Raw genomic sequence first — 16418 nt, forward strand, 5'->3', positions numbered from 1 at the left:
TCTATAGTTGTTTCATTAAAGTTGTATACTTATTAAATTTTTCTTCGTCTTTTTCTATAAGTGATTCTTCGATTTTACGGGAATATAAGTCGTAATTAAAACGGTACATTGATTCTTGTAAAACCAAGTCTGCTGATAAATCATTTATAGTATTAAGAAAGCCTCTTAATTGATTGGCTGGATATACAGGTCTCCCCATAATTGATAACCCCTCTCGATTACTAACTTAATTAAAGTATACACACCATTCTCAATTAGGTCAATGATAATGAGAATCGTAAAAGCAAATTTTCTGACAAGTATGTGATAAGTTAATATAACAGTATTTAATAATAGTTAACAAAATTTAAAATATATGTTATATTATTTTTAAGTAAATAATTTGGAGGTCCCATGACAAGACAACACTACACTATAAATGATAACACTATGTATGTAGTTGCGAAGGAAGATGGCCGTTATGTTGAAAGTACAATCTGTGAGCTATATGGTGATCCTATTAAATGTCTTAGAAGTCCAAATAAAGTGATTGAATATAACTGTAAACTCCATTCTCAAAGCTATTCAGCTAGAAAAGAGTTGTCTAGAAGTTTGACTGAGATCAGGTCTAAGCACCCGATAATTATCGATTTATTTGCATCATATATTTATTTTTGTACACATTCAGATAGGGTGCAGTCTAACAGTTGGTTCAATTTAAAGTACATACAAAATTATTATCCCTATAGAGGACAAACCTTAGTCAAGTTTGAAAATAATGAGGAATTAGTAGTGGATATTTCATATGCTTCTTATAATAAGCAATATTTAAATGCAGTGAAATTATATTATAAATTCAATCTTGAGAAGGAGAAATATTATAAGAAAAATCAAAAGCGTGATGCATCGTTATATAGACATCAATCAAAAGAAGAAGATGATATGTTATATATTAATGAAGCTGCCAAGGCAACTTATATCAAATTGATGAGAAGCATAGATGAAATTAATACAATTAATTGAGTTTGAAGTTATAGTTAATACATTCAACAAAATTGTAAACTTTTCTTATTTAATATTAATTTATTGTTGATATTGTTTAGCTGAGTTGTTATAATAAATATTGTTCGTTTGAAAGATACATAATATTCCACAGTAGCTCAGTGGTAGAGCTATCGGCTGTTAACCGATCGGTCGTAGGTTCGAGTCCTACCTGTGGAGCCATTATGGAGATGTACTCAAGTGGCTGAAGAGGCGCCCCTGCTAAGGGTGTAGGTCGCGAAAGCGGCGCGAGAGTTCAAATCTCTCCATCTCCGTTCATTAAATACTTAAACCCCGTTAAATCATCGTTAAACGTTGATATGACGGGGTTTTGTTATATTTACATGAATGATTAGAAGTGATTAAAGATGAGTAGAGTAGTCAACAAATTGACAACATTGTCGTTGACAAGCAGGTTCTGACAATCGCCTGTCAACTTATGTCGTTTGGCATCGTGTTTAATATGTTTAAAGCATTACTTTCATCATTCTCATACGTTTCTTCAAAAATATGATTGTACACATCTAATGTAATTCGAATACTTTTGTGTCCTAATCGTTTACTAATGTAATGAATAGATACTCCATGATTGTAAAGATAACTACAATGAGTATGTCTTAGTGCATTTATTGTAATCTCTTTATCGATGCCAAGATACTCCCTTGCACGACTGAACATATCATTCGCAGTCCTGTATGCAATATTAAAGATATATTCTTGCTGATCTAATTCCAGTGCTTCTATCTCATGTTTAATATGTGCCATATCATTGCTTGCCAGTGTAATAGTCCTTGGTGATGCTTCAGTCTTTGTACCATTTAAAAATAGTTTGTTGTTCTCAAAGTCGAAGTATTCATATTTAATGGTGTTGACTTCACTAAAGCGACCACCTGTCACGTGTGAGATGAACAATAGCAATGCACTTTTCGCACGTTTATTCCTAAAGTATTCTTTAGTATCTACATATTGTTGCAGTTGCATATACTTATATTCTTCTTTTTTGGGTGCTACTGTACCCCAAATCTTCGCTCTATACGTTGGATTACGTGGAATCAGTCCATTGTAGACCGCATCTTCTAGACATGCTCTTACTTGTTGGTGCATCTTCAACACACTATTCTTAGTCAAACCTTCTGCGTAGTGATTGATAAATGACTGGTACTGATCTTGGTCTAAATCCTTTAGCCGCATATTTGGTGGAAAGTAATCTTCCATTTTCTTTAACGTACTGATAAAACGGTTGTATGATTTATCTGATACGATATTCAGCTTATATGTGTCTACCCAACGCTCATAGTAATCAAATAGAGATTCATTTGAGCTACTATCTACACCATGAGCTACATCAGTTATTATTTTCTGTATACGTGCTTGTGCTTCCTTCTTAGTCGCAAAACCTTGTTTTCTATACCGTTTGCCTTGATAACTAAAATTGTATCCCCACTTACCATTTACCTTCTTAGGTTCCATTGTATCCCTCCTAAAACTGTATTCCAGACACTTTAGAATGATTTACGAGCATATCTATCCTTTTAAGTGCAACGTCCTCACAAACGCCAAAATACGCCATTAAATCCGTTGCCTGATAGAGTCTGTTTTTGGTGATTAACTTTTCTGGCATCTGTAAGAGTAGTCCAAACTTTTCGGCTTCTGCTTCTTGATATTCGTTGTAGGCTTTCGGCATATTGTGTTGATGTGTGGCATGTAAAAACATGTGTCCTGCTTCGTGGCAGAACGCTTTGAACATCTCATGCTTTTTATCAAATTTAAGTCCGATAATATCGACACCTGACTTCTGTACATAAAAGTTGGATTGGTGGTTGTAGAGTATGTGTACATCAAACATGTATGCTAGGTGTTCTATATTTAAATCATGTACATCTAATATGGATAAATCCACGATGTCATTTACTTTCTGTTCGATTCTCATGTCAAAACCCCTTTATTTTAGAACGTATGTTCGGTTTAAAGTTTAAAAAATTACTGACCACATATGGATACTAGTGGTCAGCTAGTGTGCTATTATGAAATTATAGGATGCTGGGCGCTCGTGGATAGGTTATTGTTTTTCTACTCACTATCTATGCGTTGCACTTTCTGATTACTTTTATGAAATTCATCAGCTTAGCTCAAGGTTGCCATATCAATATGACTTAGGTTTCCCTTGAATTCACCCAGTACTCAGCTTATTATTACTAATAAGCAGGGCATTTATTACCATGTGGTGACGCGAAGTTTTCTATTGAGTTTAACTCAAAGTTTCTTAACGTAGATTCAGCACGTTCGACAAAGTTGTCAAAGTTAATTCCAGCGTTATCTTTCATTGCATCAATCCCTTTCGTCAGTTGGTCAACTTGGAGAGTTTGATCCAATGACTCAGGGCTAATCAATTTTGTTACCGCCACGGTTTTTTATCCGTGGCTTCTTTGTGTTTCCACAAAGCTCAGCATATGTGTTCATCCTATAACTGACCACTGTATAACCAATGGTCAGTTGGTTGTTACTTATTAGCTATTTGACTTAGTAGGTTAATTATTTCTTCATTCTGATCAATTAATTCATTTTTAAATTCTGTATATGTTCTCTAATCAATTTCACTGTTCTCATAGAAGTCTTAAATGTTAATTTTCTGCTACCAATATATATTTTAAGAATATTAAGTTCATCTTCGACGGCAGATATTTTATCAATCGGCATAACTTCTAACGTCATTCTTTTACCCAATGATATAAAATGAACATTTTTACTATCTATTATAAGTAGCCCGTTACATATCGGAGTCCATTTAGTAAGCATAGTTAGTTCATACTTAACCTGTGTTATTTCATCTAGAAACATTACAGGATTAGCTGGACTAGAATGTTTATCATAGTAATGTTTAAACTCAGCAGTATTGATGTATCTCTTATTAGAAGATTTATGGATAAGTCTGTCTTTGTGAATATAGAAGCTTTTAGAGATTCGTCTATCCAATTCTTGATTTTCTTCAAAACTATCTAATGATTCTAATTCATCTGTTTGTTCATGCTTTTCTTCAACATTATTATGAGAAGTAGTATTTCCTGTAACAAACTTTTTCCAATCCATAAATACACCTACTTAAATATATTCTTTATGAATCTTTTAAATCCTGATTCAACTGTATCGATTTTGTTTACTTGGTTGGTATTATTGTGATTTTCTTCTTCAGGATTTGGATAATATTCATTTTCGATTTCATGACGTAGAATCCTCTCTGATTCTTCTTGATCTTTAAAGTAATGGAACACAAAATTAGAAACTAATTTTCTATCTTCATCACTATATGGCAGATAATCAGTATGTGAATACATGTCTTTAGCAACATTTACTGAGTTCAGTTGGCTGGTATGAAAGAGTTTATTATAAGTTTGGATATTTTTATCGTGTATTCTAAAAAGATAATCTAAGTTATCAATTTGAATACTATTTTTCCCGTACTTTACCAACATACCTCTATAAGATTCGATATTCTGCATAATTTGGATCATAACGCTACAATTTAAATAATAGTATCCATCATAAATATTATTCAATTCTTTTAAATAGTAATCAGAAATCCTACTTGAAAGCATTTTTGAGTCGTGTTTATTTACTTCGTCTAACTTGATTTTGTATTTTTCAATCATAGTACCAAGTATTATCTCGTCTTTATTTTTACCAGGAGAAGATTGATAATACTTAAAAAGCTCGAAAATACTTATATAATTACTGTTGTGCCCGTACTCTATAAAATCAGTAGAATTATAAAAGTCTTGATAATCATTAGAAACATATAGTACTGGTTCTAAATTAAGTACCTCAATGTCTATTTCACTTTGATTTTCTTTAATTCTATTAATTAAATCATCTTTTTTACCACTCAACTTCAAATCATAAGATTTAAGTATATGTTTTAACTCTGGCACTTTCTTTTTACGTAGACTCTCATTTAAGTCATTATTTAAATTTAGAACATTTTTATCTAAAAGCCCATTTAACAAAGTTTTGGCTGGCACCAAATATTCCTCTTGCCATAATGAATACTTGGTTGCATCTGTCGGAGTTCTTCCTACTGCATAATGCATATATAGCGTTTCTACAGCATTAAGTTTCTCGATATGCTACACCTACTTATCTTTATTCTTTTGTTTATATGCTAAAAATTCTATTTTTTCATTAATCTCTTTTATTAATTCCTGCTTAACTTTTTCAGGCAAAGCATCAAATGCTTCCTTATCCTCAAACATGAATACATCGAATTCGTCTGCGCTATGTTGTTTTGGTTCTCTTCCTAATAATTCGTCTATTGTCACATCAAAAACATCAGCTAATTTACTTAACATTGCTGAATCAGGGTTTCTGGTACCTTTTTCATACGCAGTATATGCAGGTCTAGTAACTCCAATTTTATCTGCTACTTGTTGCTGTGTGTAATTAAAACGATTTCTATATTTCTTAAGATTACTAGAAAGCATAATATCCCTCCTGATAAAGCAATTATAATGTAACAATATGAAACTTTAAATAGCTTGTAACTAAACGAAACTTTTAGTTGACAATGTAACATAACGATACTATAATGAATGTAACGAAACGAAACAAGGAGGTGATGAAATGGAAAGAGAGTGGTTGATACAAAAGAGAAATAAACTTAATCTAACTCAACAAGAAGTAGCTGATCTCAGCAATGTTAGTAGACCATACTACACGATGCTTGAACAAGGCATTAGAAATCCATCAGTAGCTTCATCTAAGGCTATCGCAAAAACACTAGGATTTAACTGGACTTATTTTTTTGAAGAAAAAAGTAACGAAACGAAACAATTGAAAGCGAATTAAGGAGGGATGACATGAAAAAACTATTAGTAGTAGCAACCATTCTCTCAGTGATTGCAGTCACATCAAGAATGGCGGCTAGTTTGTCACACATCGAAAAAATGATAAAGCGTTGGTACAAAGCTGATTTCGAAATGAACAATAAAACATCGATCAATTTAAATCTCAGAGGAGGTGTAAACAATGAAGAAAAATATGGTAGAAACTATTGAAGTTTTATTGAAAGAAATTCAAGAAGGTAGAGACCCGCAATTGGTTGAAGCAACTGCGAATCTCATTAAAGAAATTAATCAGTACTTAGAAACTAACCCAGAGTAGGCATATCACCTGAACGAGGTTTTGCAACTTTTAAATAGTCGATTCTGCTCTTATTAATTGAGTAGGTATTAGAAGCAGTTTTTACCACCAAAGTTTCATCGTTCTCATCTAGAAATGTTTGTACTTTTAAACTTTGACCGTTCACATAAACATAAACATTACCTTTTGCTTCTAAACCAGCATTAATATCATCACCGTAATTCATCATTATCACCACCTTTCTAAGGTGAGTATAACAAAGAAAGGAATTAACAAATGAATCAATTACAAGTATTTAATTTCGAAGAAAATAATGTAAGAACTTTGACTATCGAAGATGAACCATATTTTGTCGGAAAAGATGTAGCGAAAGTTTTAGGTTACAAGGATACAAGTGATGCTTTAAAAAGACATGTTGATACAGAAGATAAGCTGAGTAGGGGAATCACCGACTCAGGTCAAATGAGAAAAACATACATCATCAATGAATCTGGATTATATGCTCTTATTTTTGGTAGCCAACTAGAATCTGCAAAACGTTTTAAAAAGTGGGTAACTTCTGAAGTTTTACCACAAATCAGAAAGACAGGGAAGTATGAAGAACCTAAAAGTCCAATGGAAATGTTGGAACTTCAATTTAAAGCACTTAAAGAAACTTCTGAAAGAGTAGAAACAGTTGAGAAAGATGTCACTTATTTAAAAGAAGAAGTAAAGCTTGAAGCAGGGGAGTATTCCTATATTTCACGACAAGTAAACAGAACAGTAGCTAATACAATCAATGCTTTTGCACTAGCGAACACTAAAGAAGTTAGATCAGCACTATTTAAAGATATAAATCACGGTGTGAATGATGTAGCTGGTATCAAGACTAGAACTCAACTAAGACAAAAACACTTTAATTTAGTACTAGATTTCATCAATCAGTGGACACCATCTACAGCAACGTTAATGAAAACAAGACAAATAACTCTAGAGCTAGCTGAATCCGAAGAGGAACGGACAGCTGAATAGAAGGTAGTAAGACTAGCGACCAACTAGCCTTACCAATGAGTTATCAGTTATGCGACTAACTTAATTAACTCTAAATAGAGTATAACGACTAATCAAATCAACAATCAATCATAAATAAATGACTGGAGGACAATTCATGGCGAATGTAATTGCAAGTTATAGAAAAAGAAACAACTTAACACAACAGGATGTAGCGAATGAGCTACACGTTGATAAATCGTATATAAGCAGAGTAGAAAGCGGACAGAAACCACTCACACAGATGATGTACAGTGCAGCACTGAATAATACGACAGATGCTCAGATGTTGAATGACGTGGCTTATGAGATGACAGAAGGTTACGCACAACCCACCGCATCAGACAGAGTGTATGACGGTCACAGGCTCGCTTTTGTATACCGCATTGAACGTGAGATTGAAGAATTTATGAGCGTACTCAAGGCAAATCGTTTAGACAAACATCCCGAACATACAACTGATCAGGAACTCGAAGGACTCAAACTCATGATAGCTGAACTACAAGACGTGCTGTTTGAAGGCACTAGCTTTGTAAATTGCTTAATCAATGATTACGGACTCACACCGCAACAGCTTAATGCGAATCGAGATGCACGTCTGAAGATGCAAAGGAGGATATAAACATGGCGATAACAGTAGTAGAAGTTGATGAGCTTAAACCTGTGATTGCAGAGATTGTTCAGTCCATCGTTAGCCAAAAACAAGATGAACGACTATTCATAACACCAAAAGAATTTGCGGAAGAAATTGGACTCACAATGCAGTACTTCAAAGACCACTTGCTATATGAAGAAAAGTTCCAAAAAGCAGTGATTCAGAAAGATAGAAAAATCTATATCAAAAGAGAACTCGGTAGGCAGTTAGCAGTCGATATTCTTGATAAATACAGGAGGTAACGAGATGAAAAAAGAATTGATTTACTCACTCATACTAGCGGTCGTGTTTGTAGGTGCAATGTTAATCAAAACGCATTATGTAGACCCTGTAGCAGATGAAGCTTACGCAGAAATATACGGCACAGAGGAAGTGGGATTCTAATGTTTGCAACTAATCAATTCTTAGCAGAAGAAAATGGGAACTTAAACGTTGAATTGGAAAATTCGCAAGAAGAAATCAGTAGTCTTAGCGATGAACTACATGAACTTGAACATGATTTTGAAGATGTACAAGGCAAGGTCAAATATGCACAGAAGAAACTATTAAAACTCCATACACAAGGTGATGTGTCAAATCGAGCGTACCTTGTGTTAAAGAAGGTGTTAGACGATGCAGAGTACTAAAGTAACAGTCGAAAATTTAGCGAATGAAGTCCCTAAGTGCATGAAAAAACGACCGGTTGGCAGACCAGTCGTTAAGAAAAAATACTATAACAATATTTTAACACAGGAAGTGAAATCATGGCAGAACTCTTAAACGTTAAAGACTTAACACATGAGGAATGGTTAGATGCTCGTAACACAGGCATTGGTGGTTCAGATGCTGGAACAATTCTTGGAGTGAACAAATGGAAGTCAAAAGCTCAGTTGTTCCTTGAAAAGACCAATCCTGAACTTAGACAAGAAATCGATAACGATTATATCCATTTCGGGAACATTCTTGAAAATGTAGTCGCTAAAGAATTTGAAAGGCGTACTGGTAAAAAGGTTAGACGAGATAACCGTATGTTAAGACATCCTAAGCACGACTTTATGTTAGCAAACCTAGATAGAGTGGTCGTTGGAGAGAAAGCACTGCTCGAATGCAAGACGACTTCTCAATACAACAAAGAACTGTGGGAAGGCGATGATGTGCCTGCACAGTATTTATGTCAGGTGCAACATTATATGGCTGTTACAGGCTACGAGAAAGCCTATATCGCAGTATTGATTGGTGGAAATAACTTTGTTTGGAAAGAGATTGAACGGGATGACGAACTGATCCATATCATTATTGAAGCTGAATATGATTTTTGGCACAACAACGTATTAGCGAATGTAATACCTGAAATCGATGGTAGCGGTGCAATGACAAGTTTCATCAATCATATGTATTCAGATATAGATGATGAACAAGTTGAGCTTACGGAAGATGCAGATACGTTAATCCGTGCGATTGAATCATGCAAGTCATCAATTAAAGAAACTAAGGAACTTCAATCTAAGTATGAGAATCAACTCAAAGATACTTTGAAACACAGCACTAAAGGTGCATCTCAGAATTACATCGTGACGTGGAAGCCACAGACTAGACGAACACTCGATAAGAAAGCGCTCGAAGAAGAATACGGTAAAGACACCCTAGAAAAATACACAAAAGAAACTGAATCTAGAATCCTAAGAATCAAACAAATCAAGGAGGAAAAATAATCATGGCAACAAATGAATCTTTAAAAAATCAGGTAGCAACTCAAAAACAAAACGAAGTGGCGAACAACAATAAACCAAAGACAATCGGTGATTACATTGACCAAATGGCTCCAGCAATGGCACAAGCATTACCGCAACACATGAGTATAGAACGCATGACCAGAATGGCAACAACGGTTATTAGAACGACACCAGCACTTAAAGAAGCAGATGTATCAAGTTTACTTGGTGCAGTGATGCAATCAGCACAACTTGGACTTGAGCCTGGACCAATGGGCCACTGCTACTTCTTACCATTTAGAAACAACAAAAAAGGTACAACTGATGTGACGTTCATCATTGGTTACAGAGGAATGATTGACCTTGCAAGACGATCAGGTCACATCCAATCAATTTATGCTCATGCAGTTTATGAAAATGATGAATTCGAGTATCAGCTTGGCTTACACAGCGATTTAAAACATGTGCCTGCTGAATCTGATAGAGGTCAGTTCAAAGGTGCTTATGCAGTCGCTCATTTTAAAGATGGTGGTTATCAATTTGAATATATGCCTAAGTCAGAGATTGAAAAACGTAGAGCAAGAAGTAAAGCTGCTAACAGCAAATACAGTCCGTGGGCGACTGATTATGAAGAAATGGCTAAGAAAACAGTTATTCGTTACATGTGGAAATACCTACCTGTATCCGTCGAGATGCAGCAAGCAGTATCACACGACGAAGGAGTAGGTAAGAATATCAAAGACATCACACCTGATGACGACAGCTATGTAGATATGCCTGAAATCGTAGCGGATTACCCACAAGAAGAAGGTGCAACAGATGCTCAATAGAGTTGTATTAGTAGGCAGATTGACTAAAGACCCTGAATTAAGGGTCAGTCAATCAGATATAGCAGTTGCAAACTTCAATTTGGCAGTAAATAGACGATTCTCAGATCAGAATGGTGAGCGTGGTGCAGATTTTATCAATATCGTTTGCTTTAGAAAGCAAGCAGAGAATGTGAATCAGTATTTATCAAAAGGCAGTCAATGTGCTATAGATGGCAGAATACAAACTCGTAATTACGAGAATAAAGACGGACAAAGAGTATATGTAACTGAAGTAGTTGCTGAATCGGTGCAATTCCTGGACTCAAAGAGTGAGAATTCAAAACCAAATAATAATCAACAAAACTATAGCAAACAAGCAAGGGAAACTACAGGTAGCAAGCCTTCATATGAAGATAATCCGTTCCAGAACAATCAAGGACCAGTAAATATACAGGATGATGATCTCCCTTTTGATTTAGGGGCGTAAAAGCCCCTTCTAATATATGAAATAAGGTGATGTAAATGATGGAGATTTGGAAAGATGTTGTAGGCTACGAAGGACTTTACGAGGTTAGCAATCACGGTAGGGTTAGAACTCATAAAGATAAAACAACTTACTCATCATTGCACGGAATCAGGAAATGGAAGCAAAGAATACTGAAGGAGAAAAACCCTAATGGAAGAGATGTTAGAGTCTCTCTTTGGAAAAATAAAACAGATAAATCATATTTAGTTCACAGATTAGTGGCATTAGCTTTTATCCCTGAAATACCAGGTAAACGAAGCATAAATCATATAGACGGTAACCCTAGAAATAATCACGTAAGTAATCTTGAGTGGTGTGATCATAGAGAAAATAATAATCACGCTTTCGATAACAATCTTATGACTAGTAATAAAAATGTTTTCCTTCTAAATACAGAAACTGGAGAATCTCATTATTTTAGATCCCTGAGTAAGGCTAGTCAATTTTTAGGAAGAAAACCTGGTTATCTTAGTGGGAAATTGAAAAAGGGTGCGATATACGTAGACCAATTTAAAGTGTTCATTGCTCTTCGACCAGATGAGTATGAAAGATACATTGGTTAGTTTTAAGAAAGGATGAACTCAATGGCACAACGCAGAATGTTCAGTAAAAGAATAACTGAAACAGACACATTTTTAGACATGCCGATGTCTACACAATGCTTATATTTTCACTTAAATATGAGTGCAGATGATGATGGATTTATCGGAAATGTCAAAACGATAAAACGAATGGTTGGTGCAAGTGATGATGATTTAAAAATACTTTTAAGCAAAGAATTTTTGATTCCATTTGAAAGTGGAGTCGTCGTTATTAAGGATTGGAAGATTCATAACTATATTCGTTCGGATCGTTACAACGAAACAGTCTATCAAGAAGAAAAACAACAGTTAAAGCAGCTTAAGAACGGGAGTTACGAGATTGGTATGACACATGGTATACCAAAGGTGCACCAACGGGATACACAGGTAAGGTTAGGTAAGGATAGGTTAGGTAAGGATAGGTTAGAGGAAGAAGAGCGAAAACCATCTTCGGCTGCTACCCTCTTAGAAAATTATTTTGGATCTATTAGCCAATTCATGATGGAAGATGTTGAATACTACAAAAAATACTTCGATGAATTTGAAAGTGTACTTGAACTAACTATCGATATATCTAGACAACGTGGTGTAAAGAACTGGAAATACAACAAGAGCATCTTAAATGACTGGAAAGGTCATAACTTAAAAACTGTTGAAGATATCAAACATCATGAGAATAGAAGTAAAGTCAATAAGTATAAAAATCAAGTCACACACGAACTACCACCAGAGCAAGAAGAACAGTATAAAAAATTAGGTTTCTAGGAGGTTAGATTAAATGGAATTAGCGCAGTACATGCAGTACGCCAAAATGAAGGACTCAAAAGTTGAGTTTACTGGTGAAAATTGCGAGACCTGTAAACGACCGTTAAAGAAACTTACGAAGTATTTTCAAGATGGTACAGAAGAAACCACAATCACTGGTTGTATATGTAAAGCGACTGAAAAAGTAAATGCAATACAGAATGACTTGAACACTAAGAAGTTTATCAATGCATCTGTGATTGATATTGAGTATCAAAATGCACAGTTTGAGGATTTAAAAGTTGATACAGACCAACAAGCGAAAGCGATTGAAGTTGCTAAAGACTATATTAATAACTTTGACGATAAGCTAAAAAATGGTCGTGGACTAGTAATACAAGGCTCATTCGGAACTGGCAAGACCTATCTGTCAGCAATTATCAGAAACGCATTGATAAAAGAGAACTACAAAGTACTTTTCATCAAGTTTGCGGATTACTTCGACATGATGGTGACCACATCAAAAGATACAGACGGTAAAACGGATGGCATTTATTACATGGCTAAAGATGCTGATCTATTAATACTCGATGAAGTCAACGCTGAACAGAACAACTGGGAAGCAAAAGAGCTGTACAAGATTACTGATGCTCGTATGAATAAGAGCACGATTTACACGACCAATTATTCAAGCAAGGACTTTAAGAAGTCTATGAAGATGAATCAAATCTTTACACGAATGATGAACCGTAAAGACACCATCATCTTGAACGGTAAAGACTACCGAATCGGAGGATAAAGTTATGCGACTAACTGAATTAGACTTACCCGTCAGTCCAGAGATGGCACTGGCGGAGAAACTGAAACAACGTGAAACCATCACAAAAGACGATATAAGCGCTTTGGAGTTGTTTGGGGATAAATACATTGATTTGTTATTGAAAGCCTCACAATCGACTGTAAGAGCTAAATTAGCGGACGTACTAGTGCATCTATGGAGGGATAGGAATGGCGAGTATCAAATGGATTGAAAATATATATGTGTATGACAAGAAGGAATACTTTTACGGCACTCGTTATGAGATTGCTGAACGTGTAGGTACAACAGTGCGAAACGTATCGAACATCTGTAGAAAGATTGGTTATAAGCACCGTCTTATAAGACTGGTGAATACAGAAACTCAGGAAGAAATAAAAGGTACACTGCACGATCTAGAAAATAAAATGCAAATGACTAAACATGCGATTTTAAAAGCATACGGAAAGACAGGCACTTTACAACGTGGCAAGTGGAAGATGATACCACTTGATGAAATGGTCGCTGAGTTTTTCGAAGAGCCAAAATATTATTTGGAGGATGATGGAATGATTCAAATGCGTTCGTTTAACGACAAGCACAAACATGCACCAACGACTATAAAAGAGAACCGTGAAGCAATCCAAGTGTTAAAGAGTAAACCTGTTAAGCCTGCTAAATGGCAAGCGAGTCCATATACAAGGCAACTCTTCTATCAGTGCTTCAAGGGGTGGGGCTGATGGCTAAGCAAACAACTCTATATAATCACCACAGAAAGCCAGTAGGTACAGCAGTATTCAACAAGAAGAATGCGACTATCGATGTGAGATATAACGAGTCCATACACTACTCAAATACCACTATAGATTTTGATGAATATGATGATTACAAACGCAGATTAGATTTGAAGGACGAGAACGAATTAGGGCAGTTAGAACTGTTTTAGGAGGCACTACATGGAAATACTATTCGGTTACTTTGCTATTAATGCATTAGTTTTCATATTCGCTTTCTTAGTTCACGTAATCTATTTTAGAGACCCTACTGAAGATATCGAAGAAACTACCGCAGATGCCTTAATATTTTTCGCAACAATAGTATCACGCTTATCAGTAATCGCACTTTTAGTTGGTTTAATAATAGCTTTATATAGTTAGGAGGTACACCATGCAACAACTCGAATTATTTACAGAATCAAAGTTAGGCTTCAAATACCGCAAGCGACTGTATAACGCTAATCAGAATTACATGTACACTGCCATACCGATTGAAGAAGGCTACAAGCTCGTGCCAGTGTCAGTGTTGTTGGAGAAGAATACAGAAATACTTTATCTCAGTAATTTAGAGTACAAACAATTCATCGCAGATCGTGAGCTTATTGAAGTGATACCGAAAGACGTGGAAAGGTGGTTGTGAGAATGACAGAAATTATATTTTTGTTTGCAGGTTCAGCAATAGGAGTTTCTTTAAGTCAATTCTTAATTCTCTTTTTGAAACGTAGAGAAGAGAAAAAATCTAAACCCACTTACGAGTGGTTACTAGAGATAAAAAGAGAAGAAAATAAAAAACTTTCGGATATGTGGATTACCTTAGAAGAAATCAAACGATTAGAAGAATCTAACGAACGATTTAAGAAATGGATAAATGAGATTGAAACAGAATCAGAAGAACCTGAAACCTTTAAAAATGTAGGTGAAAGCGAATATATAAAAGACGTCATAAATAACAGCGGGAGAATCGAAAGAAAGTTTAAGAACGGCTTTGGAGAATACGTTCATGCTTATGATAGAAATGGAAAACTCGTGAATGTTTGGCTTAATTCACGTAATGGTGATAGAGCATGAACCTACTCATCAGAACAGTCATCGTCGCAGTCCTTTTAGGGGTCATTTTAACAGTCGTACAGAGCCGTACAGACGATGCAAGGTACGAAGTCCTATTAGATGACTATGAAGCCTTACAAGAAGCGTATGACACGTTACACGAAGGTTATAACGACTTACAACAAGACTACTCAAAGAAAACAGAGCAGATTGAATACCTAGAATACAGAATTATGAGTGATGACAGTGTTAGCGATGAATTGAAACAAGAGATTAAAGAGAATGTATCTGAGGAGTGATGGAGGAATGAAACAGATATACCAAGTCGAATGTAACGACGAGCTAAATATAAACGAGTGGCTACGAAATCATCCGGACATAGAAGTAGTAGATATCCAAGCAAGTCTGAACGAGAGCGGAGAATTGATTACAGTGGTTTATAAAATAGACGTAGAGGAGGACAACTAAATGCTACAGACAATCACAAGAGTTAAAGAAATGAATATAATCGAGTTGTTAGAATACGCAAGGAAGCATCACAAACACGGTAAAATGTTTAAATCCAAAGACGGTTGGCAGGTATTCGTTGACGATTCCGGATTCAGCATTGATACAGCAGAAGAAACTCAACCGATTATATGGTTTAGTGAAACCTTTGAAGTCGAAGTGGAAGAACCTATCAAAGATGTTACTTTACTTAAAGAAGTGGTTTACGTTCATGATAATGAAGCGTTGATTAAAGATTATGACACCAGTATTGATGAAATTCTAAGCCGCCACCATAAAGGTAGTGTAAGTGAAATACACGCCCTCATAAATGGACGCCTAGAACTCGTGTATGAGCGTGATGGAGATGAATAGAGAAATTAAATTTAGGGCGTGGGATAAAGTTCAGGATGCGATGGTTAATTTCGATATTTACAATGTGCCACCTTATGTAGGACAAACACACTTGGAGGGCGAAAAGTTCGAGAGAAAATATGAAATCATGCAATACACAGGACTTAAAGATAAGAACGGTACTGAGATTTATGAAGGGGATATTGTTAGTTATAAGGGATACATGGGCAACAAGAATTATTGCGTAATTCAAGCTAGAAGTGGTGAGTGGCGTATTGATAATAGCAGAGGCGGAAGTGTTTTGATTTATGTTTTAGAAGATGTAGAGGTAATCGGAAACATTTATGAAAACCCTGAGTTATTGGAGCGTGATGAGTGATATGAAAACATTGACCTATAAAGACGACATCATAGAAGCAATGAAAACTGAAGGTAATTATAAAGAATTTACCTACAAAACTATTAAATGTGAAATCAAACGTGTTTCAGGTTTAAATCATTTGTGCGGATATATTCACTTAAACAATGTAACTAATCAGCAAAGAGAAATCATTAATGACAACTTTCATCTAGGTATCACGTATGAAAAAGGTAACGTATACGGTTTTGATTGTGCTCATGTTTGTGATGTTGTACCTAGTGAACATCAAATGAATTATTGGTTTATGTCAGGAAATGAAACATATAAAACTATGGAATATGTTGAGGACTGTTTGAAGCGTACTATTGATGAGCTAATTAAAAATGAAAAGGTGGAGTTTTAACATGAAA

35 protein-coding genes and 2 tRNA genes are annotated in these 16418 nt (G+C 35.3%); 29 read left to right on the plus strand and 8 right to left on the minus strand.

Features of this window, described 5'->3' with window-relative positions:
- Position 1: 1 nt before the first annotated feature.
- Positions 2 to 199, minus strand: coding sequence for an IDEAL domain-containing protein (locus V6E76_RS02970; protein ID WP_026866592.1), 198 nt, complete (start codon positions 197 to 199; stop codon positions 2 to 4).
- A 194-nt stretch (positions 200 to 393) separates the two neighbouring features.
- Here V6E76_RS02970 and V6E76_RS02975 point away from each other — a divergent pair, with 194 nt between their 5' ends.
- From V6E76_RS02975 to V6E76_RS02985, 3 genes are all read left to right on the plus strand, one after another.
- Positions 394 to 1002 (plus strand): competence protein ComK, encoded by a 609-nt coding sequence (locus tag V6E76_RS02975; protein WP_247348831.1) that lies wholly within the window; start codon positions 394 to 396, stop codon positions 1000 to 1002.
- A 126-nt stretch (positions 1003 to 1128) separates the two neighbouring features.
- Positions 1129 to 1203: transfer RNA gene (locus V6E76_RS02980), tRNA-Asn, on the plus strand.
- 4 nt (positions 1204 to 1207) lie between these two features.
- Positions 1208 to 1295, plus strand: a tRNA-Ser gene (locus V6E76_RS02985).
- A gap of 157 nt (positions 1296 to 1452) precedes the next feature.
- On the opposite strand, the gene V6E76_RS02990 is transcribed toward V6E76_RS02985, so the two are convergent.
- From V6E76_RS02990 to V6E76_RS03015, 6 genes are all read right to left on the minus strand, one after another.
- Positions 1453 to 2490, minus strand: a complete 1038-nt coding sequence (locus V6E76_RS02990; RefSeq protein ID WP_247348834.1) for a site-specific integrase — start codon at positions 2488 to 2490, stop codon at positions 1453 to 1455.
- Between the two features lie 10 nt (positions 2491 to 2500).
- Positions 2501 to 2950 (minus strand): ImmA/IrrE family metallo-endopeptidase, encoded by a 450-nt coding sequence (locus V6E76_RS02995; protein ID WP_247348836.1) that lies wholly within the window; start codon positions 2948 to 2950, stop codon positions 2501 to 2503.
- 265 nt (positions 2951 to 3215) lie between these two features.
- On the minus strand, positions 3216 to 3425 hold the full coding sequence (locus V6E76_RS03000; protein WP_247348838.1) for a hypothetical protein: 210 nt from the start codon (positions 3423 to 3425) through the stop codon (positions 3216 to 3218).
- 148 nt (positions 3426 to 3573) lie between these two features.
- On the minus strand, positions 3574 to 4107 hold the full coding sequence (locus V6E76_RS03005; RefSeq protein WP_247348840.1) for a hypothetical protein: 534 nt from the start codon (positions 4105 to 4107) through the stop codon (positions 3574 to 3576).
- An 8-nt stretch (positions 4108 to 4115) separates the two neighbouring features.
- Positions 4116 to 5105 (minus strand): SAP domain-containing protein, encoded by a 990-nt coding sequence (locus V6E76_RS03010; RefSeq protein ID WP_247348842.1) that lies wholly within the window; start codon positions 5103 to 5105, stop codon positions 4116 to 4118.
- 42 nt (positions 5106 to 5147) lie between these two features.
- Positions 5148 to 5495, minus strand: coding sequence for a helix-turn-helix domain-containing protein (locus V6E76_RS03015; RefSeq protein WP_247348844.1), 348 nt, complete (start codon positions 5493 to 5495; stop codon positions 5148 to 5150).
- A gap of 139 nt (positions 5496 to 5634) precedes the next feature.
- Here V6E76_RS03015 and V6E76_RS03020 point away from each other — a divergent pair, with 139 nt between their 5' ends.
- From V6E76_RS03020 to V6E76_RS03030, 3 genes are read left to right on the plus strand one after another with little or no spacing between them, the layout of a single operon-like run.
- Positions 5635 to 5859, plus strand: a complete 225-nt coding sequence (locus tag V6E76_RS03020) for a helix-turn-helix domain-containing protein (RefSeq protein ID WP_247348855.1) — start codon at positions 5635 to 5637, stop codon at positions 5857 to 5859.
- A gap of 11 nt (positions 5860 to 5870) precedes the next feature.
- Positions 5871 to 6068 carry a hypothetical protein gene (locus tag V6E76_RS03025; RefSeq protein ID WP_247348877.1) on the plus strand — a complete coding sequence of 66 codons (198 nt, stop codon included), beginning with the start codon at positions 5871 to 5873 and terminating at the stop codon, positions 6066 to 6068.
- Positions 6040 to 6174: a hypothetical protein gene (locus tag V6E76_RS03030; RefSeq protein WP_499797701.1), complete on the plus strand. Its 135-nt coding sequence runs from the start codon at positions 6040 to 6042 to the stop codon at positions 6172 to 6174. The genes V6E76_RS03025 and V6E76_RS03030 overlap by 29 nt, the downstream gene beginning before the upstream one ends.
- Here V6E76_RS03030 and V6E76_RS03035 read toward each other — a convergent pair.
- Entirely contained in the window at positions 6161 to 6379 is a 219-nt protein-coding gene (locus V6E76_RS03035; RefSeq protein ID WP_247348879.1) for a hypothetical protein, read from the minus strand. The two genes, V6E76_RS03030 and V6E76_RS03035, sit on opposite strands and share 14 nt — an antisense overlap.
- Before the next feature lie 50 nt (positions 6380 to 6429).
- Here V6E76_RS03035 and V6E76_RS03040 point away from each other — a divergent pair, with 50 nt between their 5' ends.
- The 23 genes from V6E76_RS03040 to V6E76_RS03150 all read left to right on the plus strand — a co-directional run bounded on the left by V6E76_RS03040 (position 6430) and on the right by V6E76_RS03150 (position 16411).
- Positions 6430 to 7164: a BRO family protein gene (locus V6E76_RS03040; RefSeq protein ID WP_247348889.1), complete on the plus strand. Its 735-nt coding sequence runs from the start codon at positions 6430 to 6432 to the stop codon at positions 7162 to 7164.
- 136 nt (positions 7165 to 7300) lie between these two features.
- Positions 7301 to 7804, plus strand: coding sequence for a helix-turn-helix transcriptional regulator (locus tag V6E76_RS03045; protein ID WP_247348891.1), 504 nt, complete (start codon positions 7301 to 7303; stop codon positions 7802 to 7804).
- 2 nt (positions 7805 to 7806) lie between these two features.
- Positions 7807 to 8079, plus strand: a complete 273-nt coding sequence (locus V6E76_RS03050) for a hypothetical protein (RefSeq protein WP_247348893.1) — start codon at positions 7807 to 7809, stop codon at positions 8077 to 8079.
- A gap of 4 nt (positions 8080 to 8083) precedes the next feature.
- Positions 8084 to 8221: a hypothetical protein gene (locus V6E76_RS03055; protein WP_247348895.1), complete on the plus strand. Its 138-nt coding sequence runs from the start codon at positions 8084 to 8086 to the stop codon at positions 8219 to 8221.
- Positions 8221 to 8463 carry a hypothetical protein gene (locus V6E76_RS03060; RefSeq protein ID WP_247348897.1) on the plus strand — a complete coding sequence of 81 codons (243 nt, stop codon included), beginning with the start codon at positions 8221 to 8223 and terminating at the stop codon, positions 8461 to 8463. Before V6E76_RS03055 ends, V6E76_RS03060 begins: the two co-directional genes overlap by 1 nt.
- Positions 8450 to 8596, plus strand: coding sequence for a hypothetical protein (locus V6E76_RS03065; protein ID WP_247348899.1), 147 nt, complete (start codon positions 8450 to 8452; stop codon positions 8594 to 8596). Before V6E76_RS03060 ends, V6E76_RS03065 begins: the two co-directional genes overlap by 14 nt.
- Positions 8581 to 9528: a lambda-exonuclease family protein gene (locus V6E76_RS03070; protein WP_247348910.1), complete on the plus strand. Its 948-nt coding sequence runs from the start codon at positions 8581 to 8583 to the stop codon at positions 9526 to 9528. Before V6E76_RS03065 ends, V6E76_RS03070 begins: the two co-directional genes overlap by 16 nt.
- A gap of 2 nt (positions 9529 to 9530) precedes the next feature.
- Positions 9531 to 10358: a recombination protein RecT gene (gene recT / locus V6E76_RS03075; protein ID WP_247348923.1), complete on the plus strand. Its 828-nt coding sequence runs from the start codon at positions 9531 to 9533 to the stop codon at positions 10356 to 10358.
- Complete coding sequence (gene ssb / locus V6E76_RS03080; protein WP_247348943.1) at positions 10348 to 10824, plus strand: single-stranded DNA-binding protein; 477 nt, start codon at positions 10348 to 10350, stop codon at positions 10822 to 10824. The genes recT and ssb overlap by 11 nt, the downstream gene beginning before the upstream one ends.
- A 35-nt stretch (positions 10825 to 10859) precedes the next feature.
- Positions 10860 to 11426, plus strand: coding sequence for an NUMOD4 motif-containing HNH endonuclease (locus V6E76_RS03085; protein ID WP_247348945.1), 567 nt, complete (start codon positions 10860 to 10862; stop codon positions 11424 to 11426).
- A gap of 21 nt (positions 11427 to 11447) precedes the next feature.
- Positions 11448 to 12209 (plus strand): DnaD domain protein, encoded by a 762-nt coding sequence (locus tag V6E76_RS03090; RefSeq protein ID WP_247348957.1) that lies wholly within the window; start codon positions 11448 to 11450, stop codon positions 12207 to 12209.
- A gap of 13 nt (positions 12210 to 12222) precedes the next feature.
- Positions 12223 to 12987 (plus strand): ATP-binding protein, encoded by a 765-nt coding sequence (locus tag V6E76_RS03095; RefSeq protein ID WP_247348970.1) that lies wholly within the window; start codon positions 12223 to 12225, stop codon positions 12985 to 12987.
- Between the two features lie 4 nt (positions 12988 to 12991).
- Complete coding sequence (locus V6E76_RS03100; RefSeq protein ID WP_247348972.1) at positions 12992 to 13219, plus strand: hypothetical protein; 228 nt, start codon at positions 12992 to 12994, stop codon at positions 13217 to 13219.
- Complete coding sequence (locus V6E76_RS03105; protein WP_247348974.1) at positions 13197 to 13724, plus strand: hypothetical protein; 528 nt, start codon at positions 13197 to 13199, stop codon at positions 13722 to 13724. The genes V6E76_RS03100 and V6E76_RS03105 overlap by 23 nt, the downstream gene beginning before the upstream one ends.
- Complete coding sequence (locus tag V6E76_RS03110; RefSeq protein WP_247348976.1) at positions 13724 to 13930, plus strand: hypothetical protein; 207 nt, start codon at positions 13724 to 13726, stop codon at positions 13928 to 13930. The genes V6E76_RS03105 and V6E76_RS03110 overlap by 1 nt, the downstream gene beginning before the upstream one ends.
- Positions 13931 to 13940: 10 nt before the next feature.
- A complete protein-coding gene (locus tag V6E76_RS03115) occupies positions 13941 to 14141 on the plus strand; it encodes a hypothetical protein (protein WP_247348977.1) in 201 nt (66 codons plus the stop codon).
- A gap of 10 nt (positions 14142 to 14151) precedes the next feature.
- Complete coding sequence (locus tag V6E76_RS03120) at positions 14152 to 14400, plus strand: hypothetical protein (protein WP_247348987.1); 249 nt, start codon at positions 14152 to 14154, stop codon at positions 14398 to 14400.
- 2 nt (positions 14401 to 14402) lie between these two features.
- Positions 14403 to 14828, plus strand: coding sequence for a hypothetical protein (locus V6E76_RS03125; protein ID WP_247348989.1), 426 nt, complete (start codon positions 14403 to 14405; stop codon positions 14826 to 14828).
- Positions 14825 to 15106 (plus strand): hypothetical protein, encoded by a 282-nt coding sequence (locus V6E76_RS03130; RefSeq protein ID WP_247348991.1) that lies wholly within the window; start codon positions 14825 to 14827, stop codon positions 15104 to 15106. The genes V6E76_RS03125 and V6E76_RS03130 overlap by 4 nt, the downstream gene beginning before the upstream one ends.
- Before the next feature lie 7 nt (positions 15107 to 15113).
- A complete protein-coding gene (locus V6E76_RS03135; protein ID WP_247348993.1) occupies positions 15114 to 15275 on the plus strand; it encodes a hypothetical protein in 162 nt (53 codons plus the stop codon).
- Complete coding sequence (locus V6E76_RS03140) at positions 15276 to 15668, plus strand: hypothetical protein (protein WP_247348995.1); 393 nt, start codon at positions 15276 to 15278, stop codon at positions 15666 to 15668.
- The gene (locus V6E76_RS03145) at positions 15661 to 16026 is read left to right on the plus strand and encodes a YopX family protein (RefSeq protein ID WP_247348997.1); all 366 of its coding nucleotides are present in this window, start codon (positions 15661 to 15663) and stop codon (positions 16024 to 16026) included. Before V6E76_RS03140 ends, V6E76_RS03145 begins: the two co-directional genes overlap by 8 nt.
- Before the next feature lies 1 nt (position 16027).
- Entirely contained in the window at positions 16028 to 16411 is a 384-nt protein-coding gene (locus V6E76_RS03150; protein WP_247348999.1) for a hypothetical protein, read from the plus strand.
- The last annotated feature ends 7 nt before the right edge of the window (positions 16412 to 16418 follow it).

Origin of the sequence: Jeotgalicoccus huakuii (assembly GCF_036665975.1) — a bacterium.
GTDB lineage: Bacteria > Bacillota > Bacilli > Staphylococcales > Salinicoccaceae > Jeotgalicoccus > Jeotgalicoccus marinus.